Raw genomic sequence first — 26,948 nt, 5'->3', positions numbered from 1 at the left:
CCCTAGGCTCCTTGTGAAGGCGCGGAAGTTCATCCAGTCAGCCGCCTCAACAGGGAGCCCGAGACCAAGCCTAACGAGAGGCTGAGGTATTCTCAATCGAGTAGGAGCCGATCTTTTCGCCTGAGGTCTGCGACACTCCCTCCACAGGCGCAGGGAGCCGGGAGGTCCGCAGGTCCATCCGCCCCGATATCCCGGCGTACTTGCCCGTGCCGCCCGTCCACTCGGCGTTGCCCTTGAAGATGGGTGCCTGAGGCTGGGTCGGATACTCGTAGCGCTCGAATACGTGGTCGCCGTCTTTGTCCACGTAGTCGCAGAAGCCGTTGTAGCCGATGGTCTTGGCTGCATTGTCGATGGTCACCGCCGCAGTGCAACGCCCCGCCACGTTGTGGAGCAGGCCGCGCCCCTCCTGATTGATCGCCGTCATGACGGCGTGGCCGGTGGCAAAGGTCCGGTTCGCGTCGAGCATCATCGGCTTCATCGGGTGCTGGTTGACCGCTACGAAGGTGATGCGGAAGTCGCTCTTCGCGGGCAGTCCTTCACCCCGGTTCGCGGCAGGCTCTTGGCTGTATGTCGGTGAGAACGGCACAAACAGAGCCACACACAGGATTAATCGCGAAAGACACGGCATGACGTTTCCTCCGTGTGAAGTGTAGTGCACCCATTGGGCGGCTGGTCACCAAGCGCCCTTGGTGCAAGTCAGATCGCAGGTGCTTGTTGGATACCGGCCAAACGTGCACCAGTTGCTGGTCGAATGCAGCCGCATGTGACGTGACTGGTTGCGGTTGCTCAAAGCAGCGGGGTGATCGACCCGCGCCCGGCCGTCGCCGAAGACGGGGGGCCGCCGGTCGCGGCGGCTCCCCGTCTTCGGCTCAGCCGCACTGAACCAGATCGTCCGAGTGGTGATGGACGTCATCCCACCGGGCCTCATGGTGCCAGTCATGGCTGTTGTGCTCGCCCACATCCGTGCCGCCGCCATAGCCGCCGTCAGGCGCATCGCCGGTCAGGAGAGCCAGGATTTCGTTGACCGGGAAGGGTTCGGCGTCGATGCCTTCGAAATCGGACAGTTCCACCGCTTCGAACGTCAGGTCCGCCCTACCATTGGCATCGACCGTGAAAATGAAGTGATCGGTGCCATCATCGGCATCGAAGCGGTGCGGGTCGGCATCGGGGCCAATCAGCGGAGCGACGAAGCTCAGAACTTCTTTTTCGAGCGCGAGGGCTTCCCCGCTGTAGTTGGTGTAGGCTTCGACCCGAAGACTGCTGCCGTCCGTCCCGACCGCCAGCTTCAGGGAATTGTCGTAGCCGTAGAATTCGGGATTGGCCGGGTCGCCGCCCGAAATGATGCCGAGAAATTCCTGGGTCGGGAATGGGTCGGCGTCAATGCGGTCGAATTTGTACTCTGACGAATCGCGGAACGCGAGGTCGGCCACGCCGGTCTGTGTGTTGACCTTGATGATGAAGTGGTCTGTGCCGTCGATATCATCGAAGCGGTCTGGGTCCGCATTCGGGTCGGCTAGGCCGCCGAGGAATCGCGCCACCTGCTGCTCCAGCGCGATGTCGTCTTCGTCGGAGAAGTTGGTGTAGGCATCGACCGTCAGGACTGGTCCATCGACATTGAAGCCGATCTTCAGCGCATCATCGAAGCTGAAGAAATGCGTGGCGTCCTGCTGCTCGTCGTGGTGGTACCAATCGGAATGATAGTAGCCCATCGGTAATCCTCCTTGTTTTTATAAATTCACAAAGAAGGCGCCCGTAAAGAGCTTGTCAGAGCAGGTTTCGGCTGCCGGGTAAAAAGTGCACATTTGTGCTGCCCAGCAGATTATTGAGCGGTTGAAGCTATCCCTCTTCCGAACGAAGTCAATACTCGATTGGCGTTGCCAAGCTCTCTAAAGTGTCCTTAGTTTGTTAATTAATTTAGATGGCACTCAATTGTTCAGCTTGATGGCTTCGCGGAAGCCTGACCAATGATCGAGGTGTTGCTGATTTCGCAACTGAGCTACCGATGCCAGTGTCGGTGATGATCGCGGCGAGGATGCCAAGGCCGGTGGTGGTGATGTCGATGCCAGCGATGTCTATGATGACGCCGCATGTGGCGATGATAGCATACCGCCACTCTGCGTGGCGGAGCCGTGATGGATGTGACCGGTTTGCACTCTGATCTTCGGCATACCCGCAATGAGGCATCGCAGGTGTGTGGCGGCCTGTGCCGCTGACGAGTTACAGAGAGGGCCGCGCAAGAGGAACAACGTTGCCTTGACGCGTAGACAGCGCGATTGGTGAAGCTGTTCTCTCAACGGCGAACAGAAGCGCTGCGGGCTCGTAGGGCTTCGAGATCAGCGGGAATCCCTCTTTGATCACCTTGGCGGCCTGATCGCTGTAGCCCGTCGCCAGGAGAACCGGCAGAGCAGGCCAGCGGCTCCGCACCCTTTGTGCAAGATCGAAGCCGCTCATACCCCCCGGCATCACGAGATCGGACAGCACCAGATCAAAAGGTTGCCCAGAGTTCAGGACGTGCATGGCTTCGGGCGCGCTCGCGGTGCTCACGACCGAGTGGCCGCGCTCGGTCATGACCGCTGCGGCGACTTCCGCCACCTGCGCATTGTCCTCAACCAGCAAGACTCGAAGCGAGCGCGCAGCCTCGCCGGGCTTGAGGCCGCATTTGACAGTTTCAGCGACCTGAGCGCTCGTGCGCGGGAGTGAGATCGTGAAGGTTGTGCCATCGCCGACCTCACTGGCCACCCGCAGCGATCCGTGTGCCTGCTGTGCAAACCCGTAGACTTGAGGAAGACCAAGGCCCGTGCCCTTGCCCACCTCCTTCGTGCTGAAAAAGGGTTCGAACGCACGGGCCAACACGTCCGGCGGCATTCCGTGGCCGGTGTCGCTAACCGCGATCTCGACGCACTCAGGGCCGCCCTGACCGGGCATGGTCACGTTCTCCGTTCTGATCCGGAATTGGCCGCCTTTAGGCATGGCATCGCGGGCATTCACGGCCAAGTTGATCAAGGCAATCTGTAGCTGAGACGGATCAGCCTCGACCGGCCACAAGCCTTCCGCGAGGTCGAAGATGAGGCTGATGTCCCCACGCAGCGACTGCTTCAGCATGTCGTCCATGCCGAGGATGAGCCGGTTCACGTCCAGCACCTCGGGCTGGATCACGTGGCGGCGGCCGAAGGCGAGCAGTTGCTGGGTGAGCCTGCGTCCCTGCTCGACGGCCCGAACCGCATTGTCGATCAGCCGCGCCCGCCGCCCCTCGGGCGCCCGGCGCAGGAGATCGAGGTTGCCGAGCACTACGGTGAGGAGGTTGTTGAAATCGTGCGCGATGCCCGAGGCGAGGCCCCCCAGCGCCTCCATCTTCTGGGCCTGAAACAGGGACGCGCGGCTCTCCTCCAGTGCGTGCTGCGCGTTCTGCCGTTCGGTGATGTCACGGGTGACCTTGGCAAAGCCGACAAGCTGACCTGCCTTGTCGCGGATCGCATCGATCACCACGCTGGCGAAGAACCGGGTGCCGTCCTTGCGCAGGCGCCAGCCCTCCGCCTCGTACTTGCCCTCGCGGGCGGCTGCCTCCAGCGCTCTGGCAGGCACACCGGTTGCTCGATCCCCCTCCGTGTAGAAGCGGGAGAAGTGTTGGCCGACGATCTCGGCCTCGCTGTAACCCTTGATGCGGGCCGCGCCCGAGTTCCAGTTGGTGACGATGCCGTCCGCGTCCAGCATGAAGATGGCGTAGTCGGTCACGCCCTGGACGAGGATGCGGAAGCGTTCCTCGCTGGCACGCAGGGCCTCCTTGGCCGCCAGACGCGCGCTGATGTCCCGGGTGATCTTGGCGTAGCCGATCAGGGTGCCGGAGGCGTCGCGAATCGGGTCGATGACGACGTGCGCCCACATGCGGGTGCCGTCCTTGCGGACCCGCCAGCCCTCCTGCTCGAAGCGGCCCTCGGTGGTGGCTGTCGCCAGGGCGCGCCTGGGCAGGTCCGTCGCCCTGTCCTCCTCGGTGTAGAAGCGGGAGAAGTGCTGGCCGATGATCTCGGCCTCGGCGTAGCCCTTGAAGCGCTCCGCGCCGGGGTTCCAGCTGACCACGACGCCGGTCGGATCGAGCATGAAGATGGCGTAGTCGGTCACCCCCTGAACGAGGATGCGGAAACGGTCGTCGGTAATCTGCTCGCGTCCGGACAGGGACTCTGATGACATGGATACCTCGGCTAAGCCTCCTGCCGAGACAGAACGGCTCGATGCCTCTCAGGGCTCAACGTGCGGTTGTGGGGTCCGTTCGCCTTTGTGACGAACAGGAGGCTGACAGTCACGCGCGAAGTCGCACCTTCGCGGGGCTGGGCAAGGCGGGCGAAACTGCGCGCTGGCAACCCATAGCTCGAAGTTCTTATCGAACTCACGGCCCAGGCGCCGCCTGAGTAGCCGCACCAACAGCACCACCCAGGGGACGCAGGACGGAACGTTTGCAGAGGAAGCGACCGGAGATGTTGAGCCTGTCAGTCGCCGTTCCCCTACGCTGCTGCTCACTCAGCGAAGTCACCATCATCAAACGGCTCACGCGTGATCGCCTCCTCGAATTGCTCGGCTGAAGGCTGTCCCGCTACCATCTGCTGGGCTGCATCTTCAGCGGCGTCCTGCTCGGCGGCTGGTGCTGTCTGTCGAGCCGAGCCTGCTCGGCCCAGTCCCGCCCTGCGGGCCAGCGCCGCGCGCTGAGCCGAGTAGTTCGCCGCTGTCATCGGGTAGTCGGCCGGGAGCCCCCACTTGGCGCGGTACGCCTCAGGGCTCAAGCTTCGCAGGCGCAGGTGACGCGCCAAGGTCTTGTAGTGCTTCCCGTCCTCGAAGCTGACGAGGTAGTCCGACGTAATCGAGCGCTTGATCTCGGCGGCCGTCGCCTTTGCAACGGCAGGCGGCGCGTCGCTGCCGCCGCTGGCCAATCCGGCAAGCGTCGCGTGTACGCTCTGGATCAGGCTCGGCAGATCAGCCGGACGTACGTGATTGCAGCCGAGGTAGGCTGAGACAATCTCGGCCGTCAGAGCCACGAACTCAGTACGCGCGGAACTTACGTCTGCCATGCGAACCCTACTGCGCTGCGGTGATCGTCTCGCGGACATACCACCGCAACCAGCAGTGGCAAGCTTACCAGCAGGCGCGCGGCAGACGCCTCTTCCAGCGCTCGCCCCGGCGCAACTCTGGATGGCGCTCGCCCCGCTCGCGGCGATCAGTACGCGGCTCCGTCGCGATTGCAGCTTGCCTCGGCGGCATCAAGCGCACCGCAGACGGCTCGACGGCAGCGGCGACCACGGTCTGCACCTCGGAAGCCATCTTTGGCTCCGCAGGTGTGCTCGCAGCCTCAGGTGCAATCCGACGCCCACGAGGTTTCCGCTCGGCTCGCGGCTCCCGCTGAGGCGAACGGGATGTCTGCACAGCCTCTTCCTGCGGCTCGGGCTCACTTGGCACGTACATCGGCACGAGGCTGGGCAGAACCCGCGGAGCAGATCGAGCCTCGGGCTCAGCCTTCTCGATCAAGACCGGGCGCGGCTCCGGCTCGCGACGAGGCGAGGTCGGTGCATCAATCCGCAGCGGTACATCCTGCCAGAGACCGGCGCCGGGGCGGTTACGACCGAAAGCGTCGGCCAGAGATGAGGCAGAGGAACGGGTACGTTTAACTTCGACCACGACGGGTCGCGCGCTTCTGCGCTTCATTCGCTAATCCTGAGAGTACGAAGCTGATGGCTTCCAACGCAACAAAGGTGCGTGATGTTCATCTGGGATGAAAATGCTTCTGTGTCGAGAGCGAAGCACAAAATATTTAACAAATCGTTGTCTGATACATCTAGCGGCCTCGCGAGGATGTGGCACCCTCGCTACCGCACATTCGGCCTGCCCGACGAAGGTGCCGCGGCTACTCCTTCGCAAGGGCCGCGGAAGAAGCCGTAGTCCTTCCGTGCTTTCGGTCTAGCGCCCGCTTCAGCAGCAACAGCACCTCGTTCCAAGTATGAGCCTCTGTAAGGTGCTCATCTTGCCGTGCACCGCTGGCCGCAGAGTCAATCAGACGATGCGTGCTGCCGTCGTAGCGCCGAGGGAAGCTGTAGAGGCGGTGGCCCTCCGGGTATTCGGTCTGATAATCAGGGTAGCCCGAGGCGCAAACTGTCGAGAAGCGAACACGGCGCTCGTCGCGATTTCTGATCCACTCCATGTTGAGCAGCACGTCGCGGAAGTAGTCCGGGTCCTCGACCCGTTCGTACGGATATTCGGCAGGAGCAGCAGACATTACAGCAAGCTCAGAGTGGGGCGCGTCAATGCCTCCCAGTATATGGCGAGCCGCACCGCTCACGTCCACCGGTTCATTGCAAAGCTGATATCACTATTTCGGATGGGTTAAGCCGCGCGTCAGATTACTCACGTAGGGTGATTGCCGCTCTCGTGCAGGCGAGGATGCCAATCCGTAACAGACACGTGGCACAGGTTCTTACTCGGCGGCCACGAGGCTTTGCGGAGGGCATCTCGGTCCTCTCCACCTCGCAGGTTAAATACGAGCATGGGCCTGCCGTTCGACCTCTTCAAGCTCCGCAGAAGTAACCCTCAGGGTTTCTACAACAAAGCCCGTCTCTCCAAGCTCACACACAGCGTCCTGTGCTTGGGCCTTCACGAGGAACACCTTGGTCAGTTTCGATTCTGCCAGGAGCTACAAGCTCGGCTTCAGTGGATTAAGGCCAACTGCAATAGCGATTGGATGGCGGAGGCGGTGCGTGACAGCAAGCTGAGGCTGACCGGCCGAGTCTTCCGCTTTGCCGATCCGACAGAGGCGTGTGCGTTCAAGCTCATGTTTCCGATCAGGCTTTGAGCGAACTGACCAGACCGAGCATGGCTCCCAGATCAATGCGCCCTCGGCACGCCACTTGGCTGAGCGTCGGCTCCACGTGGTGAGCGTTGACCGCCACTCGCACCGAGATCGTCCTCCAGAAGCGCTTGCAGCCGAACCAGCACATCATGCTGCTGCTGATCCAGGCGTGCCGTCGCAAGTCGCTCATCAATCGCGTTCAGAAGGTCGAAGGCGTCAGACTCGCACATCACCCAAGCGGGCTTCATCGGCATGGCGTCCTCTAGGGCTACGCTTCCGCGTCCGTCAGATCAGGAGCCATCCGTTACGCAGCAAGAGCGAAGCCTTCGTGACGTAAGCTGCCCGCTCGTTCCTCGTTCGCGTTCTGCTGGAGGAGCGCGTGAGCCCAGGCGGGCTGAAGGCTCGCAGGTGGCAGCACGATCCATCCGTCTTCGTCACCGACTGCCGTGTAGTCGCCAGCGGCCACACAAAGCGCCGTCAATGCGCACACCAAGGCGGCGCGGTCGTCATTCTCATCTCCTGAGCCGGTCGCGGATGGACCATCGGACACCACCTGCAGCGTTACAGCGCTGCAATGTCATAGCATTATAGCTCTAGCGTACTCTACGGTATAAGGTGATCACATCGCGGCGCTTTCGTGCTGCGTCGCCTCGCAGTTTGGGCACCTTTGTTCAACGGTGGGTCAGCGGAGCAAGGCACAATCAGGAGTGGCGGGCTTAGAACTGGCGCTCCGGCGTAAGCGCGCCGCTGAATGATCCGGTGGTTCTGCTCAGTGCAGGGCAACCGTCGCGAGCGCTCCGGAATAGGTCCAGGCTTGCGGCATGCAGGCGACTCGGTCCTGGCTTCTGAAGGCGCACAGGTCGGTGCATCTTCAGCCATCCGGCTGCCGAAATGCGTGGCGTCACCTCTTCCTGCTGAACCCTCAGGCAGCTTGCAGGATCTCCGGTCAGGGTGTCAGGCTCCCTTCCTAAGGTCACGCTTCGCTGGTTCGGGATCGCGACGCTCACCTTGCGACTTGGAGCGTTGCTCGCACGCACTCTTCAGCATGACGACGCCGTCGATAACCCGCATCTATGTATCAGAAGGTAGTTTGCATTGGCTTAGCTCGACGGTTTGAGCGTAATTTGCCGATCTGCGCTGAACGCTCGCCGCGTCAATCGCGTCACCGTCCGCCCTCTTGCGGGCAATGGAAATGCATTTAACAGACGTCCCATTGCAAATCTGTCAAGTCTAGCGATCGAATCACATGCGAGGCACAGGCCGGCGCGGCGCAGGCACCGCTTGATTTGAGTGAAATGCTCGGATGGACAAACCAGCGAATTCTGAGGGATTGCACATCATGCATCGGCGTGAACTTATAAGACGCCTTGGAGTTGGCGCCCTTACTCTGAGCGGTGCATCGCTGAAGCCCCTTTTGGCCTTCGCAGGTGAGACCGTCAGGCTACCCTTCGGCAACGGCGAGCGCCCGCTCGTCGCCTATCCGGGCAAGCGTCCGCTCCTTCAGATGACCGCGCGACCTCCGCAACTCGAGACGCCCTTCTCGGTCTTTGACGAGGGCGCCATCACCCCGAACGACGCCTTCTTCGTCCGTTACCACCTCGCCGACATCCCGACGTCAATCGACCCGGACACGTTCCGCCTGGAAATCAAGGGACAGGTCGAGACGCCGATCTCCCTGTCGCTCGCCGAGCTCAAGGCGATGCCGGGCGCCGAGGTCGTTGCGGTCAACCAGTGCTCGGGCAATTCCCGCGGCTTCTTCGAGCCGCGCATGGCGGGCGGCCAGCTCGCCAACGGCGCCATGGGGTGCGCCCGCTGGGCGGGCGTGCCGCTCAAAGCCGTGCTCGACAAGGCCGGCGTGAAAGCCGGCGCCGTCGAGGTCGCCTTCGAAGGGCTCGACGGACCGGTGATCCCGGAGACCCCAGATTTCGCCAAATCGCTCAAGATCGATCACGCTCGCGACGGCGAGGTGATGCTCGCATGGTCGATGAACGGGGAGGACCTCCCCTGGCTCAACGGTTACCCGCTGCGCCTCGTCGTGCCGGGCTATTACGGGACCTACTGGGTCAAGCACCTCAACAGCATCACCGTGCTCGACAAGCCCTTCGAGAGCTTCTGGATGAAGCCGGCCTACCGCATCCCCGACAACGAGTGCGCCTGCACCGAGCCCGGCAAGCCGGCCGCGAGCACCGTGCCGATCAACCGTTTCACGATCCGATCCTTCCTGACGAACCTCACCGACGGTGCCTCGGTGAAGGCCGGGCCAACGCTCCTGCGCGGCATCGCGTTCGACGGCGGCTCGGGTATCCGCGCGGTGGCGGTCTCCCTCGACGACGGCCGAACTTGGAGCGAAGCGAGGCTCGGGCAGGATCTCGGGCGCTACGCCTTCCGTCCCTGGACGCTACAGGCCGAATTGTCGCCCGGCGCACACGCGATCCGGGTTAGGGCGACCGGCAACGATGGAGCGACGCAGCCGATGGAGCCGCGCTGGAACCCGGCCGGGTACCTGCGCAACGTGGTCGAGACTACCCGCGTGCGCGCGGCCTGAGGGGAGGGAGAGATGAGGAACATCCTGATCGCCGCCGCGGCTCTAATCCTGGCGTCAGGCCCAGCAGCGCTCGCGGGCCCGAAGACCTATGCCCTTCCCGAAGCAACGGCGCAGCTCCGCCCCGCACCCGCTGGACACGAGAAGGGCCTTCAGGCGGCACAATCCAACTGCATGGCCTGTCACTCGGTCGACTACATCGCGATGCAGCCGCCGAAGAAGGGCAAGGCATTCTGGGAGTCCGAGGTGACCAAGATGATCAAGGTCTACCACGCCCCGATCGACGAGGCGGACGGCAAGGCCATCGCCGCCTACCTGACCGAAGCCTATTGAGCCCGACCCCGATGTCCCCGACGACATCGCTTCGATTCGTCGCCATCACGTCGGGTCACTACCAACACTGGAAGCGCCGTACTGTGCGCCTCTGAAGACCTGCGCCGAGGAACCCATCGCCGCGCAAGTTGGAGCGAAAAGTCGTTTCACGCCGCGATGCGGAGGCAGTCTGCTCCGTGCTAACCAGACTGGGCCCCGCCCCACCAGCGGGTCGCGGCCTTGCCGCGCCAGACGTCGCCGCCACACGGCCACTTCGAGTGCGCGTCAAGAGAGATTCTGCTTTATCCGCCCGTGAGTGGCCGCCTCTAGCCCATCTCGTCGAGGGGCGCGCGAAGCCGCCTCGGGGTAGCCCACCTCTTCCTGAGCAGAGACGTGCCTGCCAAGCGCGTTTGCGTGGCATGACGGCTAGCGCCGCACACGCTGCCGGCGAGCCCCAAATCACTCTTGATCGTCGCTCCGTACCAGGTCGAAAGCATCGGCCTTGAGCCGCCCAGGAGAGGCGGCTGAGTCTACGCCGAGCGCCAATGTCTGCCCTCAAGGAAGCCAATCTTGAGATTTGGAGCCCGATTAGCGGCTTAGCGCGCCAATTCCGGCGCGTGCAAGCCCAATGCCGAGTGGTGAAACAGCCCCGCGCGGCCAACAAGAGCTCTACGCTCAGTTTCGCGTCAGCCTCCGCCTCGCTGCAACACGCCGGGATTCTACGCCGTCAGAAGCTCTTCAATCATTGGACCGATGGGCAGAAGCTCATCAGAGCGAACCTGCGGCCCTTCATGACCGCAATCCACGATAGTGACCATGAGGGCAGCTCGAGAAAGCCACCCTTCAACTGGTTCTGGCGTGCGAACGGGTCTACTTCGCCCTTTTGGCAATTCCTTACCTTGTCGTCACGGCTCGACCGATGTAGCCCCAGATGAGGAAGTTCTGCTGCCGGAGGCGCTGCGCCTCGCCCATGACGTAGACGGCACCAAGAGGAACTCCGAGGCAGTGTCCGCTGTTGGCTGCGCTCGGGGACCTCGCGTGCCGGCCGAGTCGCATACGATCATCGGCCCCATGCCGCAGAACCTCGAGAGATTCGAGTCGGCGCATAGCCGATCAATGAAGTTTTAGGGCTGAACACCTATGTCTCTGGTCATTGCTGAAGCTGCGACATTCACGTTCGGGTGCGCGCTGATCCATCGCTACGGCGCCCAATCGGTTGTCGTTACAGCAACGCTGACGGCGCTTCTAGCGGTTATTCTATTTTTTGCGTCGCTGCTTTTGAACTGGCAAGCAGTTGGCCTTCTCTGCACGAACACAGAAGCGGGCGCTCGCTTTCCATCCGAATTTTGTGGTGGTCTCGTGAGCTTCTGACGCTTGGGAACTGCGTACGGAGATCCTCAATCACGGGCTTGTGCTGCTCCGGCAAACGATGCGTCGAGCCTTCGCCAGCTCGGGAGATGTCGTGAGGGCTGCTCACGCGAGGGCACGAGACCTTGTCCGCGTGGCACGATCCGTAGAAAAAGGCGGTCGGGCCTCGCGGTCCGACCAAAGTGGGCAGTGGAGAGTGTCGCAGGGCGCCGCAAGTGAGCGCCTCTATGCGTCTTCGAGCGCCTCAGTGACATCACGTCCGGTCCGGCCGAGCGATTCCGGTCCGAAGACGTAGGCAGCCAATGCACACACCAGCACGACGCAGGAGTACTTCATCGCGTCGCCCATGCCGCCCTGCGTGATGCTGGCGAGCCAGGCGATCCCGAGAGGCGCGAAGATCGACGGAAATCGGCCGAGCGCAACAGACCAGCCGAACCCTGATCCGCGGATCTCTGTCGGAAAGAGCTCCGCCACGTGCACCATCCCGATGGCCCACGAGCCGCCGATGCCGCCGAAAGCGAGGATCCCGAAGATCACGAACAGAGGGATCGAGGTCGTCGAGAACATCACCCAGAGCGAAGCCGCCAGGACAACGAGCGTGAGTGATCCGGCGGCCTTGCGGCCGATCTTGTCGGAGAGAACGCCGCAACCGATGGAGAAGACGAACATCGAGAGATTGAACAGGCCGAGCGTCGCCACCGCTACGGTCGTGCTCATCTTCAGCTCCGAGACCATGAACGGCACCGCGAACACGGTTTCTGCGTAGTAGATGCAGGCGAGCGAAACGTAGATGAGCGAGCCCCAAGCGAGGTTGCGCCGAAGAGCAGGGCTGGCCTTGAGCGACTCCCAGAACGAGACCCGCTTACGCCGAGTCTGCTTCAGCTTCTCCATCGTTGCGACGTAGCTGGGGCTCTCCTCGAGCTGCATGCGCACGAACAGGATGATGACAGCCGGGAGAACCGCCAGGAAGTACATGGCGCGCCAGCCAAGCCACTCGAGGATCAACGCAGAGACGATCGCGGCGTACACGACACCCAGCGCATAGCCGGCAAACATTAGGCCTGCGCCGAGACCGCGCCGCTTGCTGTCCCAGGACTCAACGACGTACGGGACGCCAACCGTCAATTCGCCGCCGCCACCGACACCGGTGAAGAAGCGTCCGATTGCGAATTGAATCGGGGTCATCGCGAGACCGGTTAATGCGGTGACGCTCCCGTAAGCGAAGATCGAGAACCCCAGGGTGTGCTTCCGGCCGAACCGATCACCGAGCATCCCGAAGACGCAGCTACCGAGCATGTATCCGGCGATAAAGATCGACCCAATCAATCCCATGGTCTGAATGCTGACGCCAAAATCGAGGGCAATGAGCGCGAGCGTCATGCCATAGATATTGATCGCGTAAGCATCGAAGAGGTAACCGAGCGTCGCCGCTAGCGTGATCGTATTTCGCGCCTTCTTTGAGATCTTCGGCTCTTCAACCACCGCATGTTCGACGACGTCGGCCTGCTGAAATGCCTCATCCAGAGGCCTTATCGTGCTCACTCCTGTGGTCATAAAGCGTTCCTCCAAATTTCGTTATTGCGTGGGAGTAAGGATTTCACCTTTTCTTATTGGATTTTGACACTGAACGCTCCTTGCGCCGGGCGAGACTTTTTGCAGCCGCGCAGGTGAAAGAGCTGAAACGAAGGGCGCGACTGCACAGGAGCTTCGGCGCCGGGGTCGACACCGCCTCTGTCATCCGCACATTTCGCTGGCCGGACGCTGCATTTACGGGGGAGGTGCCGCGCCGCTTATTGATGAGCTGGACTGGACGGCGCCGCTCCTGATGCGCGCGATCGATCGCCGATCCACTCCAGGAAGCGCAACGCGCTCCACACGGGGCCAAGCCGTTCGCCAGAAGAAGAGATGGGCTCGCCATCCACCGGCTCCTCCAACTATCCAGCGCTTCTCTCGACCACGTCTTGTTGCGGCGCAAAACAACGCTGGACTCAAACCTTGCCGGCGAACGGCCTGAAGAGCCAATATTTATTCGAGAGGTATCTATAGGAGATGCCTATCAACGTCCGGAGCAGCCGAATGGCACTCGCTTTGGACAACGGATCTCGCACTTCGGGCACGCAACAGATCAGTGCCTTGATGCCGAATAGCGCGTGCCTATCCAGAGATCCGAACTTTCAAATATTATCGCCTACCTAAGGCGCCCAAGGTGTGCCCGGTCGATGCAGACTCCCCTCGGAAAGAGGGCGCGGGTCGTACGGGTGTCATGGCGGCGGCTCTTCATTCCGCCTGCAGGTGGCGTCCACACCAGAGTGCTCTCCTACGAAGCTCATGCTTTGCATCGCCCCACAAGGCAGCTTTCAGCACGGAACGGGGACATGACCGTAAAGCCAAACCATCCGATCGTCGACATGCGGAGCAGACCGACCTTTCTGCACCCGTTCTTTGGCGCGACACCCGACACCAAGGAGTATGGGGTGGTCCGCTGGCTGAACAGGCGGGTTGGAAGCCGCGACGTCGACCACTTCGCGCGGGCGAAAGGTGTCGACGGCTTCATCGCGGAAATGGATGACGCGGAGATCACCGCTGCCGTGATGGTCGCTCGGAGCGTGCCGGGTGTCCGGGTTAGCAATGACGATCTGGCGGCCGTCGCCGCAAAGTCTCCGGACCGCCTCATCGGGATCGCCTCCGTTGACCCTGTGGAGCTCGGTCGTGAGATGGCCGTGGCTGAAGCCACTCGGGCAGTGCGGGACCTAGGCTTGAAAGGCATCAACTTGGACGCCGGCTTCTACGCGGAGCCTCTCAGAGCTAGCGACGACCGCCTGATGCCCCTGTACGAGCTGTGTCAGGCTCTAGAGGTTCCGGCCTTCATCATGTCAGGCCCGACCACACCAGACCTCGCGTATAACGACCCTGCAGCCGTCGACGTCGTTGCACGAACGTTTCCGCGACTGAAGATTGTCTGCAGCCACGGCTTCTATCCGCGCATATCCGAGATCGTAACCGTCGCCTTCCGCAACGAAAACGTCTTTGTCTCTCCCGATATGTACACCTTCTCCCCGGGGGGTGGGCTCTACGTTGAGGCCGCGAATGGCTTCATGAAGGATCAGTTCCTCTTCGGAAGCTCCTATCCCTTCCGGCCAATGCGGCAAGGCGTGCAAGACTTTCAAGCTCTTGGTCTTTCGCAGGAGGCCTATGAGAACGCCACGTTCCGCAATGCAAATCGGCTGTTCAACCTTGGCTTGAAGAGCTGATGGCAACCCGCGTCCTGCCGACGAACCTGAGTGTTGAACTTGAAAGACGGACAAGGGAGGTCTGCGCATGACAATTCGTGAATGGCCCACCCCGGGCACCCCAGACATGCAGAAGTTCGGGCAGGCGCGGCGTCAGCTTCATAGCTTGGTACAGTGGCTTGCGAGAATGGAGAGAAGTTACGGGTCAGCGGAAAGCGCCGGCAGCGGCATAACACTCCGGTGGTCCGACACACGCAAAGCCATCATCACGAGTCAACTCGGGCAGGGCCTACGATTGGAGTTGAGATTGCCAGAGATGGTCCTTCAATTCTTGGAGGACGATGAGGCAGCCAATCACCCCTTGCACACGGAAGAGCACTCGCCGGCGCACGTTGAAGCGTGGCTTCTCATTGAGCTTCTTCACAGGGGGATTGAAAGAAAACAGTTCTCCAAATCTCTCCCGTACGACGTCTCCGGTCTGATGTCCGGCGACAGCGAGGAATTCTCGCCGGAAGCTTACCAGCAGGAGTTGGAAGCGCTCACGGATTGGCTTGCCAGGGCAGCCGAAGAGATTGGCCTGGCAACCGGGAAGCCGGCTGGCGAGCAAGACGGTGGGATCGTGCTCCGGCCGGAGGATCTGAGCCTGGAGGCGGCTTCCGACTCGAACCGGATTCTCGGGTTCAAGGCGAGCGGCGCGAAGCTTGGGGAGCCGTTCTTCTACGTTCGGACGGCAGGTGATGGCGATCAGCCGGGTAGGCAGAACGAGGTGATTTTACCAGCATCCCAGCTGCCCAGTAGTGGCGGCAGCGATCGACTGAGGACGCTGTTCCAAGCGACTCAGTGATCCCCTCGGCTTTAGGCCTCGAGAAAAGCGTTGGGCGTTGCGCCCGGTCCCTGTCGGATCGGACGCAACGCCCATCTGTCTGTCAGCCGCTGCGCGGACAGCGCCCCAGCGAAGAGCTGACAAGCCGGGAGAGGCTACGCGGTCACCCGATTGGGTTTGGGAGAGCGTCCCAGTTCGATCGAGAAGGGTGGCTCGCTCGGGGCACTGGTCTGCCAACTCCGCGGCGACTCTGGCCGCACCTCGTTCAAGATGAGGTCGAGGCCTCCGCGCCTGTTCAGATCTTTGACGGCAGTAACGAGGATATTCGCGATCGGCGTCATCAGCTCGCCCTCCGCCCAGAACAGGCCCACATCCTGGCTGACGACCGGGTCAAGGATCTGCAGCGCCTTGGTTCCGCGGTGCAGGCCCGGCATGCGCGTGAAGTGTTCGGGTATGATGGTGCAGAGGCCTCCGAACTGCACCTGAAACATCAGATGCAGAATGGACTCCGACTCGACCCGCGGGATTGGCTGCCGGCCCACCTGCTCAAAGATCGTATCGACAAATCGACGTTCATGGAGCGCCGGCCGCAGCATCGCCAACGGCAAGTCCGCAACCTCTTGCCACGTTATGCTCGTCCGATCATGAAATTCTTCGGTGTCCGGAACTAGAATGCACAGCTTCTCCGTATAAATCTTCAATGAATTACGCCGCCCGAGATCAGCAACATCCAGGTACGTGAGCGCGGCATCCAGCGAAAAATTATTAAGGCCTGCCTTCATGGCATCGTTGCCGAGAAAGCGGACATCCATCACAACGTTCGGGTGTTGCTTACGGACGAGCTGGAGAAGCACCGGAAGCACTGGGGACATCGACGGCATCGCCCCCATTCGTAACCGGCCCGAGAGGTTACCCCTCATCTCCGAAATTTCATCGCGCATCGCCTCGCAATGGCCAACGACATTGCGCGCCCACTTGACCACACGCTCGCCTTCAGGGGTCAGCCCGTGAAAGCGCTGGCCACGGCCGCGCAGAAAGATCGGCACTCCGATTTCGAGCTCAAGTTGCTTTATGCCGACGGACAGGCTCGGTTGAGTTACGTTACAGCGGTCAGCGGCTCGCCCGAAATGTTCTTCGTCCACAACGGCCAAGAGATACTTAAACTGACGCAAAAACATCGGCGTTCCACCCTTCGAGGCAAGCCCGTGAGTTTTCCCGCACTTCAGCTTGCGGAGCCTAGACTACCTCATAGATGGAATTTTTCAAAATCTAAAATTCCTGCCTTTCATCTATCAGCCCCTCGCTGCCCGTCCGGCCGGTAGCTGGACCGCTCCGGGAAGGGTTCGTATGCCGTTGCAGGCCTTCAGACGCCCGGCAGGGAGCTGGCAAATAGGCGCAGAACGACCATCACCCCGGTCGCGACCAGAATGAGCGCGGCGGTTGCATGCAGGGTCTTCTCGGTCACGCCGTGGGCAAGCTTGGCTCCCGCGACACTCCCGACGACTAAGCCGATCGCGAGCTGGGCGCCCATGTGCGCGTCGAGGGACCCCACGAGGTAGGAGCCAGCTGTGGCAAGCCCCGCCACGGGGAGTTGGATCGCCTGCCCCAGGCCGACAGCGGCAAGCACGGGAAAGCCGAGCCACATCAGAAGCGGGACGAGCACAACCGGACCGCCCGTTCCGGTCATCGCGGAGACGATACCGATGGCGACCCCGATCCCGACCGCTCCGGTCGTACTCAGCGAGCACCGTTCGACGGACCCACGAAGCCTGCCGCTGAGGCTGTTGACCCCAGCTCCCGCCGCCAGCGCAGCAATGAGGATTTGAACGGCAACAGGGTTCGCCAACTGTATGGCCCAGGCGCCGAAAAGAGCGCCTGGCGCGGCACCGAGGCACAGTTCGAGAGCAAGCTTGCGATCGATTGCTCCACTGCGGCCGAAGAGCAGAGTGCCCGTCAGTCCCGTGGCGATGTAGCCCATCATCGCGGCTGCGGCGGCTGTCGCAACCGGAACCCCGCAGCCGAAGGTCAGAAGCGGAACGAGGATGACCCCGCCTACGCCGACGCATCCGATCATCAGGCCTGCGACGAGGCCGATGCCCACAAGAGTGGGGGTCAAGGAGAGGATCCACCCGCCCGACATGCGCGCTAGCCAAATTTGTCGTAGCGGATGCGGTCGGGTGTCGCCCGCGCCCCGACGATCAATGTCCGCAGCGCGCCGTCGACCATCGGCGGAGGTCCCGCGATGTAGCTCATAACGTTGTCGTAGCGGCCCTCCATGGCTCGGGCGCAAACTTCGTGAACCATACCGAAGGCAAGTTGCACCTCAGGATACTGGGCGTGACACGTCTCGCCGCAATCCTCGTCGGATAGAGCAATCGTGACCTCCAGGTTGCCGTGAGCCGCCCTGACATACCGCGAGAATTCCTCCAGATAGAAGCAGTCCACCAGCTTCCGAACTCCGAAGAACACGTAACCGCGGTGCGATCGAAAATAATCCTCCTGCGTGGCGCGCTCCAGGATCGACATCATGCCGGCCACGCCGGAGCCGCCGGCGATCATCAGGAGATTATGATCTTCGTCAGGATGGAATGTCGCTCGTCCGAGCGGGCCGAACACGTCGATGAACAGCCCCTCGCGCGCCTCTTCGAAGAGCCAGTTTCCGAAGCCTCCGCCCGGCTTCCTCTTCACGACGAGCTGAAGGGTTCGGACGTTCCTGCCGTAACTCACCATCGAGTAGGCCCGCATCCCCTCAAGGCCGGCGACGCGCAGGAGCACGAATTGTCCGGCGTCGAAGGAGATGGGCTGCGAGAGAGACAACTCGAAATGAATGACGTCGGGCGTCAAGCGTCGGATCACGTCAAGGCGCCCGCCGAAGTGCTGCGGAAGCGCATGCCGCGGGAACCCAACGCTCACGTTCGCCGGAACCCGCACGACGCAGTCGGTCAGCGGCCGGGTCTGACACATGAGGATCTCGCCTCGCTCCCGCTTCACGCGGCTGTGCCCGGGCGCCTCATCCCAATCGACCGCGACCTCCCCCGATCCGACCTTGGCCCGGCAACTCCCGCACGTTCCGGTTGCGCACTCGTACGGAAGGGTGACGCCCTGCCTCAAACCGGCATGCAGGATGGTCTCTCCCGGTTCACAGGCAAATCCCGTTGATCCCGATTTCGACTGAACCTCAATCAGGCGGGTGTCCCTCGCAGGTTCAGGCATCTCCGGCGATGCGCTGAGATCGTCCGAGAAGGGGCCGGGGCGCGGATTAGACTCAAGCATTAGCAAAGAAGTCCTCATCATCGTCGGCATCCTCATCGAAATCGTAGGTGAGCTCCCGCTCAACGAACGCAAGCAGCCGACTGCCCTCCTGCTTGACCTCGTAGGTCTTCAGCTCCTTCTCGGTCTCTCCCATGAGGTCGAGGTTGCGCAGATCCCAAGCCCACAGGTGCTTGGTGCATGTGAGCACACAGCCTGCCACAACACCGGACTCGTCGAGCGGCTCCTCCATATGAGGACAGATGGGCGGCATCGCCCGAAATCCCTCGCCGTAGTTCGCGACGATGATTCGAATGCCGTCGACGTCTACGAGCTTCAGCGAATTATTGCTCACGTCCGAGACATCGCAGAGGTATTTCCAGCTCATGGGAACCGCCAATTCTGGAGAACAGGTTCATCCGAGTAGGCAGGGCTCACAACGCGAGCCCTGGTGCTTTGCATGCATGAGCGAAGGGACGGCGAGTTCCAGTTCGCCCGACGGGCGCCGCAACAGCCGTTCAGAGGGGCCAGTGCGATCCCTTGTCGAGACGTCTGTTCAGCAGCCTGAGCTCGCGGGCGGTGAACTTGGCCGTCCCCTCCTCGAACCGGAGCTGGTCGTAGTACTTGCCGACCAGAAAGAGCCGGCTCTCGCCCGAGTCGATGTGCGAGTTCGTGCCGTCGAGCAGGTGCTGGAAGATCACCACCGAGGAGACCACCTGTGCCGTCGTGCCGTCGGGAGAGAGCTCGACGGTGTAGACGCTGGTGTGGCGCGTGAGCGGCGAGTGGTCGGTGTTGTGCTTCGGCAGCAGGCGAATCAGGCTGTCGAGATCCTTGCGCGAGGCATGAAGGTAAGTCATGTCGTAGTTGATTTCTGGGCTCCACGACTTGATGTCGTAGGTGAAATCGTCCGCGCAGAGGGCCAGCCAGTCGTTCCAGCGCTGGTCGTCCAGCATCAGGCTCGCTTGGTAGACCGCGTCGCGCACTAACCCCTGCCGCTGGTCGAGGTACGAACCGGCTTGCCCAGCGCCGCCGGTCAACATTGAGGTTTCCATCGCCGCATCCTCCCTGTGATCCATCGGATTGCTCAGCGCCGGCGCCCGGACCGCAGCATGATCGGTCGTGCGCCTCGGTCATGAGAGCGTCTCGAGGCCGTCTGGGCCGAGATCGGTCGCCGCACGCTTCCTGGTCGGTGCCGACGGAGCCCTAGGGTCCGTCGGCTGCCGAGATGGTGGCTACTCCGCCGCGACGGCGGTCGGCGCGATGTAGGGCTTGGCCGGGTCGCTCGGCAGGCGATCCATCCACCGACCCCACTCGTCGTAGTAGTGCCGCATGCCGTTCTCGTCGTGGATGGTCTGGTTCTCCTGCCGGCCGTGCAGGATCCGCCGCGGCTCGGAGCCGGGCCGCATCGTGGTGCCCTGGCCCTGCACCCCGATCAGATCCTCGTGGAGGTTTCGGCCGAAGGGCCCCCAGATCGAGTTGTGGTGGTTGATCCGAGTCTGGCGCTCCTCCTTCGTGTCGCGCTTCAGCCCGATTCCACGGAACTCGATCATCGTCTTGTTGGGGCCGAGCGGCGTGACGACGTCGCAGCGCAATGCCGAACCGCGAAGATTGAAGTTCATCCCCGGAAAGAGGTCGATCATGTACCACTGGTTCGGTGGCAGGTGGGGGAACGACAGTCCAGCCCGGCTCTCGAAGCCCTCGTACTGGTCGTAGTTCACCTCGAACGTCCCGACGACAATGTGCCCGTGATCGAACGACTCGTTCTTTCTGGCAAAGTACGCATCGTTGAAGCCGGTCACCCGGTTATGATAGTGCATGAAGTCATGGTAGAATTCACAGTTCGTGTCGTGCCAGAGCTTGTAGTTCGTGTCGACGATAGCCTTGTGGTAGTGGAAGACCTCCATGGGCTCCGCGTCGAGCGTCTTGCGCAGACATTCGAACGGCGCTCCCGCCCAGTCTTCCAGCGGCACAGGGTCGTCGGCCAAGTTGACCCAAACGAAGCCGCCAAACTTCACCTCGCAACGCAGTCGGCGTAAGCCCACATCTTCCTTGCAGAGGCGGTCCTGGTATCCTTCTTTCTCGCGGCTGACGTAGACGCAGTTGCCCTTCATGTCGAACTGCCAGGCATGGAACATGCAGGTCATGCGCTTCGGGTTGCCCGAGGGCTGCCCCTCGTAGAAGCTCCCGGATGGCCGGCGCTCGATGATCATGCCGCGATGAGGGCAGACGTTGAGGAAGGCGCGCACCACGTTGTCGGGACCGCGACAGACGATGACCGGCTCGTTGGCGATGCTGGTGGTGCGGAAATCGTAGGGCTTCGGCAGCTCCGACTCGTGGCAAACCGGAATCCACGTCCGCTTGAAGATTTTCTCCAGCTCTTCATCGAAGATCGCCTGGTCTGTGTAGAGCCGGCTGTCGATCCATTCGCCCTGCTGAAGGGGTGGGTTCGCGGTCCACTGCTTGTAATTTCTGGCCGGCATCGAATTCCTCCTCGCGGTTATCGCTCATCTTTGGCCTGGCGCGGCGACAGGAAGTCGACCCCGCGTGGCAGATGAAGATTTTCGAGTCAGGACACTTCGCACTGTCAGAGATCGATTGGCCTGGAAGCCGCTGCCTCCGGCGCCGATCAACAACGGTGCAGGACGTTTCCTGACATCGCTGAAGGTGAGGATGGCCCAGCGTTTGGGGCCGGACTAATTAAAAGTCGCTATCGATCGATAGCCCTCGGTGCGCCTGCACCTGCCGTCCAGAGGCCCTCGCGCGGGTCTGCGTCCGCCCGCCGGCGCCGCTCCAACGTATCCGAACCGGGGGTGAAGGCGCGGCCGCCGAACGCGGCCGGACAGCGCAACCGTTTGATAATACTAGGGTTCGGATGCCTACAGCCTTTGAGCTGCGCGCGCCGATGCGACGGCCGGCGATGACAATCTGAATTCTGGTGGGCCGCACGCAGAAGGGTCGGGGGTTCACGCCGCAGCGTGGTGATAGAGACTGTCGATCAGCAAAGAGCGACGCTCAAATAGAAGCTCGATCCCGTCACAGCTAGCAATGGCATGCGGCACGTCGGTTTTGACCTTCGCGCCTGCACTACATTGGCCATTTGGTTCAGCGGTGTCGTCTCGGAGTGCACCCGGATCGGATGGCCCCAGGCCTCTGGGAGATCCTGCGCATGTCAAATTCTGCCACGCCGGCAGCTTCCGGAGCAGCACCGAATTTCGGTGTCTTCCATGAGATCGCTCCGGGCCTGATCTTTTCTGCCGCGATTGCGATCGTCAGCACCTGGCTTCAACCGATGCTCCCGAAGGGGCTCCCACTCCCGACGATGGTGCTCGCACTGCTGCTCGGCATCCTCCTTCACCGCTCAGCCAGTCACGCATTGTTCCAGCCGGGGATGCGCTTCTGCGTGAAGGTGCTGCTGCGCTGGTCCGTGGCCCTGCTCGGGCTCAAGATCGCTCTCGGCGACATCTTCGATCTTGGCTTGGGAGCCGCCCTGGTTGTCGTGTTCGCCATGGCCGGCACGATGGTCTCGTCGTTTGCGCTCGCGAAGGTGTTCGGACAGTCGCCAATGTATGCGGCTCTGGCGGGCGCGGCGACGGCGGTCTGTGGAGCGTCAGCCACGCTGGCAACCTCCACCGTGGTGCCCAACTACAAAGAGAAGGATGTCGATGTCGCGTTCGTCGTCATCGGCGTGAATCTGCTCGCCACCGTCGCCATGCTTCTCTATCCGCTCCTGGGGCACGGGTTCGGCTTCACCGATCGAGCCGTGGGCATCCTTCTCGGCGGCACGATCCACGACGTCGCTCAAGTCGTGGGGGCCGGATACTCGATCTCCGATGAGGCAGGGAATGCCGCTGTCATCGTGAAGCTGTTCCGGGTCTTCCTCCTTCTGCCGGTGGTCCTGGCGGTCGGATTTTATTTCTCGAAAGCAGGGATGGGATCGGAGACCGGCAAGGTTCCTGTTCCGATGTTTGCGTTCGCATTCCTCGCCCTCTGCGTCGTGAACAGCATCGCGCAAAACGCGCCGGCCATCGCACCGGTCTTCGAGCCCATCAAGTCAGCACTGGTTTCACTTTCAACATGGGGGCTCTTGCTCGCCATCGCCGCACTGGGGCTGAACACGTCGCTGCGATCCGTTCTGTCGCTGGGCTGGCGTCATATCGCGACACTCGTCGGCAGCGCAGCCTTCATTCTTGTGTTCGTTGCCGTCGGCCTTGCGCTTGTGTGACCGCCGCGGGGTTCTGAGGAGCGTCGCTGTCTCGGCCGCCCAGATTTAATCGTCACGTGTACCAGGAATGTATTCCAGGGCTTTGCGCCTCTCTATCTCCACAACACTCGGCATGACTGTTCAGGACTGGTCCATCGATGATCATCTGCTCTTGTAACGTGCTCTCGGATGGTGAGGTGCGCGCCTGTGTGCGGGGGAGCGCGTCGTGTCCGCGTACTCCGGCGCAAGTCTATGCCTGTCTGGGCTGTAGCCCGAGGTGCGGTCGCTGCGCCCAGACGATTCGATCCATCCTCCGCAAAGCCTGCGACGGCATCGAACAAGCGCACATCGATGCCCCTGCGATGACGCCATCATTGCTTGGCGCTGGCCCGGTCGTCACGACGGTCCGGGCCTGATCAGCAGATTGGTCCGAAGTGATCGCCAATCGATACGAAGCGCATGCGGCAGGGTCCGGACAACCATTCTCAGAACTAACAATCAAAAAGACGGAGCGTCGAACCCAAGGCAAATGCCTGAGCTTCCGACCACGGTCGAGGTCAAAAAACTCAGGCGAAGAAAGGTTGCGTGATGAGCGGCAAGCTACCTCCACTTTTACTCTACCGCCTACGTCTGCTCGCGGACTATGCCCGCAGCTACCGATCACGAGATTCGGCAACTCGCCGCTTGGAAAAGCTTGGACTCGCAGCGCGCACTGGGGCGATCCTTCAGCAGCAAGACCGCATCGAGTGGTCTATCACGGAGGCCGGACGTGCACGCCTCGTGGAAATGGGTGCGTTGCATGACCGTGGCAGTCCGCCAGATCGTGCTCCCGCGCTCGCTCGCGCGCATCGGGTTGGGAGAGGTCCCAAAAGGCCGATCCTGCGGACGACCACGACAAGCGCTGCCCTAATTGGGTGAGATCTCCTTCGCGCTGGCCTAGTTAGGCGTGGGACAATGATTGGGTGAGGCAAGCTTTGCGCCACCATTCAGGGTGCCACTGCGTACCGTGAAGTGGAAAGCTGCCGCGCGGGCACAGATGCGCTAGTATCGATTAGTGGATCACGAGCTACTGACCCCGGCGGGCGAGCGTCAGTTGGCAACCAAAGGACATGGAGGAAACATGTCGGCTGCGGGCGACCCTTCAAGTTCCATCATCGATCCGACGGACGATTGTCCGTGTCGCGAAGGGATGAACGTTTTGCACCGGCCGGACCGGCGCCGCTTCCTGTTTGCGGCGGGCACCGCCGCAGGCGGCGCGGCCACGCTCGGCACAGGAGTCGTGCAGGCAGCGGAGAAGGCACCGGCCGGTGCGCAGTGGTTTGACGTGCCGACGGATCCCACCAAGGAACAGGGTCGGGCGGTCGGAGCTGACGGCGGCTACGGCTCGCGGTCACAGTTCGAGACGACTGTTCGCGTCCGTTACCCCACCCCAAACGAGAACACGTCCTGGTCGTTGACGCCGCTGGCGGCGCTTGTTGGCAACATCACGCCCTCGGGCCTGCATTTCGAGCGGCACCACGGCGGGATCCCGACCATCGATCCAAGCCGCCACGCTCTTGTCGTGCACGGGATGGTGGGAACGGCCAAGCGCTTTGGCATGGAGGACCTCAAACGCCTGCCCTCGGTCACGCGCAATCACTTCATCGAGTGCTCGGGCAACAGCCTGACCGAGTGGAAGAAGCCGACCCTCAAGAATGTGCAGGGCACCCATGGCCTCCTGAGCACGTCAGAGTGGACGGGCGTGCTGTTCTCGACGCTGGCGCGCGAGGTTGGGCTGCAGGACGGCGCGGCCTGGGTGCTGGCCGAGGGTGCGGACGCCGCCGTGATGACGCGGTCGATCCCGATGGAGAAGATGCTCAAGGACGCGATGATCGCCTACGGCCAGAACGGCGAGGCCATCCGGCCGGAGCAGGGCTATCCCGTTCGCTTGCTGCTGCCCGGGTACGAGGGCAACACGCACATCAAGTGGCTGCGCCGCCTCGAGGTCAGCGACAAGCCGTTCATGACCCGCGAGGAGACCTCGAAGTATACAGATCTGATGGGCGACGGTCGGGCGCGTCTGTTCACGCTCGACATGGATGCGAAGTCGGTCATCACCTTCCCATCGGGCGAGATGCGTCTGCCAGGTCCGGGCGTCTACAACGTAACAGGCTTCGCCTGGTCGGGACGAGGGCGGGTCCAGTCGGTCGATGTCTCGGTGAACGGGGGGAAGGCCTGGTACCCCGCCCGCCTCGACTCCGTGCCCGAGCCGATGTGCACAATCCGGTTCACCTTCCCGTGGGCCTGGGACGGCCAACCCGCAATCCTGCAAAGCCGTTGCACGGACGAGACCGGGTACATCCAACCGACGCGCACCGAGCTGATTGCCATCCGTGGCGATCACGGACCGTCAGCCTCAGTCTACCATCTGAACGCGATCCAGAGCTGGGCGGTCGCGAGCGACGGGGGTGTCAGCAATGTTCACGCCTGATCTCGTCCGTCTCGCCGCCGTGCTAGCCGCCGTGGTGGCGCCGTTCGGAGCATGGGCTCAGACTGTGTCGGACACGCGGCTCGGTGTGGGCACGCCTGCCTCCGAAGCTGACCTCAGTGCGTACTTCTCAATCCCGCCGAGCGGACGCGGTCTGCCACCCGGTCGCGGCACGGCTCAGGACGGGGCCGTCGTGTTCCAGCAGAGCTGTGCAGCCTGCCACGGAGAGAAGCTTCAGGGAAATATGTCGCCAGGGATCGGCGCAGACCGCCTGATCGGAGGCCGCGGAAGCTTGGCATCGAACAACCCCGTCAAGACGACGGAAAGCTACTGGCCCTATGCCACGACGCTGTTCGATTACGTCAAGCGCGCCATGCCGTTCAATGCTCCGGGCTCGCTCACGGACGATCAAGTCTACTCTGTCGTCGCCTACATCTTATCGGAAGGTGGCGTCATCAAGCCTGATGAGGTGATGAACGCAACGAGCCTTCCGCAGGTCCGCATGCCCAACCGCGAGGGGTTCTACCCTGATCCACGGCCTGAGTTGAGCCTGTATCGTTAGTGAACTCGCCTCGTCGGGCGTCAGGCTCTGCCGGTCCTCCGGTCAGGACGCGAGGCAGCCACGTAGGCGAGAGCGGCAACAGCCGCCGCAAGCGGGAAGAACGACACCCAGAGGACGACATCCCAGCCATGGCTCGCGAGCAGGCTCCCAGAGAAGAACGAGCCCGCGGCCATCGTGCCGAACACCAAGAAGTCGTTGAGCGACTGCACCCGCGTCCGCTCCTCGGGACGCTGGCATTCCAGCACGAGGGCCGAGGCGCCGACGAATCCGAAGTTCCAGCCGACGCCGAGCAGGATCAGGGTCAACCAGAAATGCGCCACATCCACGCCGGCCAGCCCAACGACCGCTGAGGCAGCGATCAAGACCAATCCAGCCGCTACCACACGAGGCGCGCCTAAGCGCGCGATCAGCCGCCCGGTGAAGAAACTTGGGGCATACATCGCAATCACGTGCCACTGCAGGCCGAGGTTCGCATCCTCCTGCGGCAGGCCGCACAGGTGCATCGCCAAGGGGGCAGCCGTCATGAGGAAGTTCATGAGCAGGTAGGAGACGACCCCACAGATCACCGCAGTGACGAAGCGGGGCTGACGCACGATCGAACCGATCGGGCGCCCGCCGGACATCTCCTCTGCGGTCGGCATCGGCAGCCGAACCCCGAGCAGGACGAAAGCCGACACGGCTGCCACCGCGGCTTGCGCCAGGAAGGTGGCCGCGAACAGGTAGGGCGGCCACAGGTTCATGGTGTGGGTGACAAGCTGCGGGCCGATGATTCCGGCGAGCACGCCGCCCGCCATGACGGCAGACAGCGCCCGTGGACGCCGCTCTGGCGCGACGCCATCTGCGGCAGCGAAGCGGAAGGAGAGGACCACGGCGGCGTAAACACCGCCCAAGAACATCGCCACGCAGAACAACCAGAAGGAGGCTCGCACAACGGCGAGAGTGGCCAACAGTCCAGTCAGCACCCCGCATCCCGTGCCAGCCAGGAATGCGGCGCGGCGGCCGTGTCGGTGGGCGATGGCGCCCGCCGGCAAGGTGCAGGCAGCCATGCCCACCACGAAGATGGAGATGGGCAGCGTCGCAAGCGCCTTGCTCGGCGCGAGCATGTTACCGACGACCGCGCCGGTTGCGTAAATGACCGTCGAATTTGCGCCGGCGAGCGCCTGCGCGATGGCCAGGCGCAGAACATTTCCCATCCCGGACCGCTCGGGGAGAGCGGGCGCGCATGCAATCGCCGAACTGGCCGCAGCAGGTGACATCGAATCTCCAAAGCGGAATGGAACGTCAGATCCGCCGTGCATACCCGAGCGCCCGTTGTCCGTATTTCGGCGATCAGCCAATCGGCGTAGAATTTCGGACAACGTGGAGGGC

Annotated in this window: 24 protein-coding genes; 10 read left to right on the top strand and 14 right to left on the bottom strand. The window is 62.4% G+C overall.

Translation table 11 applies throughout. The annotated features are described in order from the left end of the window. Positions 1 to 70 precede the first annotated feature (70 nt). The 5 genes from MOX02_RS20770 to MOX02_RS20750 form a co-directional block, all read right to left on the bottom strand. Entirely contained in the window at positions 71 to 598 is a 528-nt protein-coding gene (locus tag MOX02_RS20770) for a hypothetical protein (RefSeq protein WP_147027706.1), read from the bottom strand. Positions 599 to 869: 271 nt separating this feature from the next. Continuing rightward, on the bottom strand, positions 870 to 1,709 hold the full coding sequence (locus MOX02_RS20765; RefSeq protein WP_147027705.1) for a hypothetical protein: 840 nt from the start codon (positions 1,707 to 1,709) through the stop codon (positions 870 to 872). A 508-nt stretch (positions 1,710 to 2,217) separates the two neighbouring features. Then, entirely contained in the window at positions 2,218 to 4,185 is a 1,968-nt protein-coding gene (locus MOX02_RS20760; RefSeq protein ID WP_147027704.1) for a hybrid sensor histidine kinase/response regulator, read from the bottom strand. 323 nt (positions 4,186 to 4,508) lie between these two features. Then, positions 4,509 to 5,024 carry a Ros/MucR family transcriptional regulator gene (locus MOX02_RS20755; RefSeq protein ID WP_306424529.1) on the bottom strand — a complete coding sequence of 172 codons (516 nt, stop codon included), beginning with the start codon at positions 5,022 to 5,024 and terminating at the stop codon, positions 4,509 to 4,511. Between the two features lie 863 nt (positions 5,025 to 5,887). After that, positions 5,888 to 6,256, bottom strand: coding sequence for a hypothetical protein (locus tag MOX02_RS20750; RefSeq protein WP_147027702.1), 369 nt, complete (start codon positions 6,254 to 6,256; stop codon positions 5,888 to 5,890). Positions 6,257 to 6,523: 267 nt separating this feature from the next. Between MOX02_RS20750 and MOX02_RS20745 the strand changes: the two genes are divergently transcribed. After that, positions 6,524 to 6,829 carry a hypothetical protein gene (locus MOX02_RS20745; RefSeq protein ID WP_147027701.1) on the top strand — a complete coding sequence of 102 codons (306 nt, stop codon included), beginning with the start codon at positions 6,524 to 6,526 and terminating at the stop codon, positions 6,827 to 6,829. Between the two features lie 32 nt (positions 6,830 to 6,861). On the opposite strand, the gene MOX02_RS20740 is transcribed toward MOX02_RS20745, so the two are convergent. Then, entirely contained in the window at positions 6,862 to 7,080 is a 219-nt protein-coding gene (locus MOX02_RS20740) for a hypothetical protein (protein ID WP_147027700.1), read from the bottom strand. 1,082 nt (positions 7,081 to 8,162) lie between these two features. Here MOX02_RS20740 and sorA point away from each other — a divergent pair. From sorA to MOX02_RS20725, 3 genes are all read left to right on the top strand, one after another. Further along, the gene (sorA, locus tag MOX02_RS20735; RefSeq protein ID WP_238179820.1) at positions 8,163 to 9,371 is read left to right on the top strand and encodes a SorA family sulfite dehydrogenase catalytic subunit; all 1,209 of its coding nucleotides are present in this window, start codon (positions 8,163 to 8,165) and stop codon (positions 9,369 to 9,371) included. Positions 9,372 to 9,383: 12 nt separating this feature from the next. After that, entirely contained in the window at positions 9,384 to 9,701 is a 318-nt protein-coding gene (gene sorB, locus MOX02_RS20730) for a SorB family sulfite dehydrogenase c-type cytochrome subunit (protein WP_147027698.1), read from the top strand. Positions 9,702 to 10,820: 1,119 nt separating this feature from the next. Continuing rightward, positions 10,821 to 11,051: a hypothetical protein gene (locus MOX02_RS20725; RefSeq protein ID WP_147027697.1), complete on the top strand. Its 231-nt coding sequence runs from the start codon at positions 10,821 to 10,823 to the stop codon at positions 11,049 to 11,051. 222 nt (positions 11,052 to 11,273) lie between these two features. On the opposite strand, the gene MOX02_RS20720 is transcribed toward MOX02_RS20725, so the two are convergent. Beyond that, positions 11,274 to 12,602, bottom strand: coding sequence for an MFS transporter (locus MOX02_RS20720; protein WP_147027696.1), 1,329 nt, complete (start codon positions 12,600 to 12,602; stop codon positions 11,274 to 11,276). Positions 12,603 to 13,423: 821 nt separating this feature from the next. Here MOX02_RS20720 and MOX02_RS20715 point away from each other — a divergent pair. Both MOX02_RS20715 and MOX02_RS20710 read left to right on the top strand, forming a co-directional pair. Further along, the gene (locus MOX02_RS20715; RefSeq protein ID WP_147027695.1) at positions 13,424 to 14,299 is read left to right on the top strand and encodes an amidohydrolase family protein; all 876 of its coding nucleotides are present in this window, start codon (positions 13,424 to 13,426) and stop codon (positions 14,297 to 14,299) included. Positions 14,300 to 14,594: 295 nt separating this feature from the next. Further along, positions 14,595 to 15,122, top strand: a complete 528-nt coding sequence (locus tag MOX02_RS20710; RefSeq protein ID WP_238179806.1) for a hypothetical protein — start codon at positions 14,595 to 14,597, stop codon at positions 15,120 to 15,122. A gap of 134 nt (positions 15,123 to 15,256) precedes the next feature. On the opposite strand, the gene MOX02_RS20705 is transcribed toward MOX02_RS20710, so the two are convergent. The 6 genes from MOX02_RS20705 to MOX02_RS20680 all read right to left on the bottom strand — a co-directional run bounded on the left by MOX02_RS20705 (position 15,257) and on the right by MOX02_RS20680 (position 20,830). After that, complete coding sequence (locus tag MOX02_RS20705) at positions 15,257 to 16,279, bottom strand: LysR family transcriptional regulator (protein WP_147027693.1); 1,023 nt, start codon at positions 16,277 to 16,279, stop codon at positions 15,257 to 15,259. A gap of 185 nt (positions 16,280 to 16,464) precedes the next feature. Next, the gene (locus MOX02_RS20700; protein WP_238179808.1) at positions 16,465 to 17,217 is read right to left on the bottom strand and encodes a sulfite exporter TauE/SafE family protein; all 753 of its coding nucleotides are present in this window, start codon (positions 17,215 to 17,217) and stop codon (positions 16,465 to 16,467) included. A gap of 29 nt (positions 17,218 to 17,246) precedes the next feature. Continuing rightward, positions 17,247 to 18,404, bottom strand: a complete 1,158-nt coding sequence (locus tag MOX02_RS20695; RefSeq protein ID WP_238179810.1) for a 2Fe-2S iron-sulfur cluster-binding protein — start codon at positions 18,402 to 18,404, stop codon at positions 17,247 to 17,249. Next, positions 18,367 to 18,738: a Rieske 2Fe-2S domain-containing protein gene (locus tag MOX02_RS20690; protein ID WP_147027691.1), complete on the bottom strand. Its 372-nt coding sequence runs from the start codon at positions 18,736 to 18,738 to the stop codon at positions 18,367 to 18,369. Before MOX02_RS20690 ends, MOX02_RS20695 begins: the two co-directional genes overlap by 38 nt. Positions 18,739 to 18,868: 130 nt before the next feature. Further along, complete coding sequence (locus MOX02_RS20685; RefSeq protein ID WP_238179812.1) at positions 18,869 to 19,426, bottom strand: nuclear transport factor 2 family protein; 558 nt, start codon at positions 19,424 to 19,426, stop codon at positions 18,869 to 18,871. A gap of 156 nt (positions 19,427 to 19,582) precedes the next feature. Next, a complete protein-coding gene (locus tag MOX02_RS20680; RefSeq protein ID WP_147027690.1) occupies positions 19,583 to 20,830 on the bottom strand; it encodes an aromatic ring-hydroxylating oxygenase subunit alpha in 1,248 nt (415 codons plus the stop codon). A gap of 686 nt (positions 20,831 to 21,516) precedes the next feature. On the opposite strand from MOX02_RS20680, the gene MOX02_RS20675 reads away from it, so the two are divergent. From MOX02_RS20675 to MOX02_RS32710, 4 genes are all read left to right on the top strand, one after another. Then, positions 21,517 to 22,572 (top strand): YeiH family protein, encoded by a 1,056-nt coding sequence (locus MOX02_RS20675; RefSeq protein ID WP_147027689.1) that lies wholly within the window; start codon positions 21,517 to 21,519, stop codon positions 22,570 to 22,572. A gap of 137 nt (positions 22,573 to 22,709) precedes the next feature. Then, entirely contained in the window at positions 22,710 to 22,967 is a 258-nt protein-coding gene (locus MOX02_RS32985; protein WP_147027688.1) for a (2Fe-2S)-binding protein, read from the top strand. Between the two features lie 773 nt (positions 22,968 to 23,740). Further along, a complete protein-coding gene (gene soxC, locus MOX02_RS20665; protein WP_147027708.1) occupies positions 23,741 to 25,021 on the top strand; it encodes a sulfite dehydrogenase in 1,281 nt (426 codons plus the stop codon). After that, positions 25,008 to 25,580: a c-type cytochrome gene (locus MOX02_RS32710; RefSeq protein WP_147027687.1), complete on the top strand. Its 573-nt coding sequence runs from the start codon at positions 25,008 to 25,010 to the stop codon at positions 25,578 to 25,580. Before soxC ends, MOX02_RS32710 begins: the two co-directional genes overlap by 14 nt. Positions 25,581 to 25,600: 20 nt before the next feature. On the opposite strand, the gene MOX02_RS20655 is transcribed toward MOX02_RS32710, so the two are convergent. Beyond that, a complete protein-coding gene (locus MOX02_RS20655; RefSeq protein WP_147027686.1) occupies positions 25,601 to 26,836 on the bottom strand; it encodes an MFS transporter in 1,236 nt (411 codons plus the stop codon). Positions 26,837 to 26,948: the final 112 nt, after the last annotated feature.

The organism is Methylobacterium oxalidis, assembly GCF_007992195.1.
GTDB classification, from domain to species: domain Bacteria; phylum Pseudomonadota; class Alphaproteobacteria; order Rhizobiales; family Beijerinckiaceae; genus Methylobacterium; species Methylobacterium oxalidis.
Note: the sequence above shows the minus strand (reverse complement) of the source record. Positions and strands in the feature narration are given on the sequence as shown.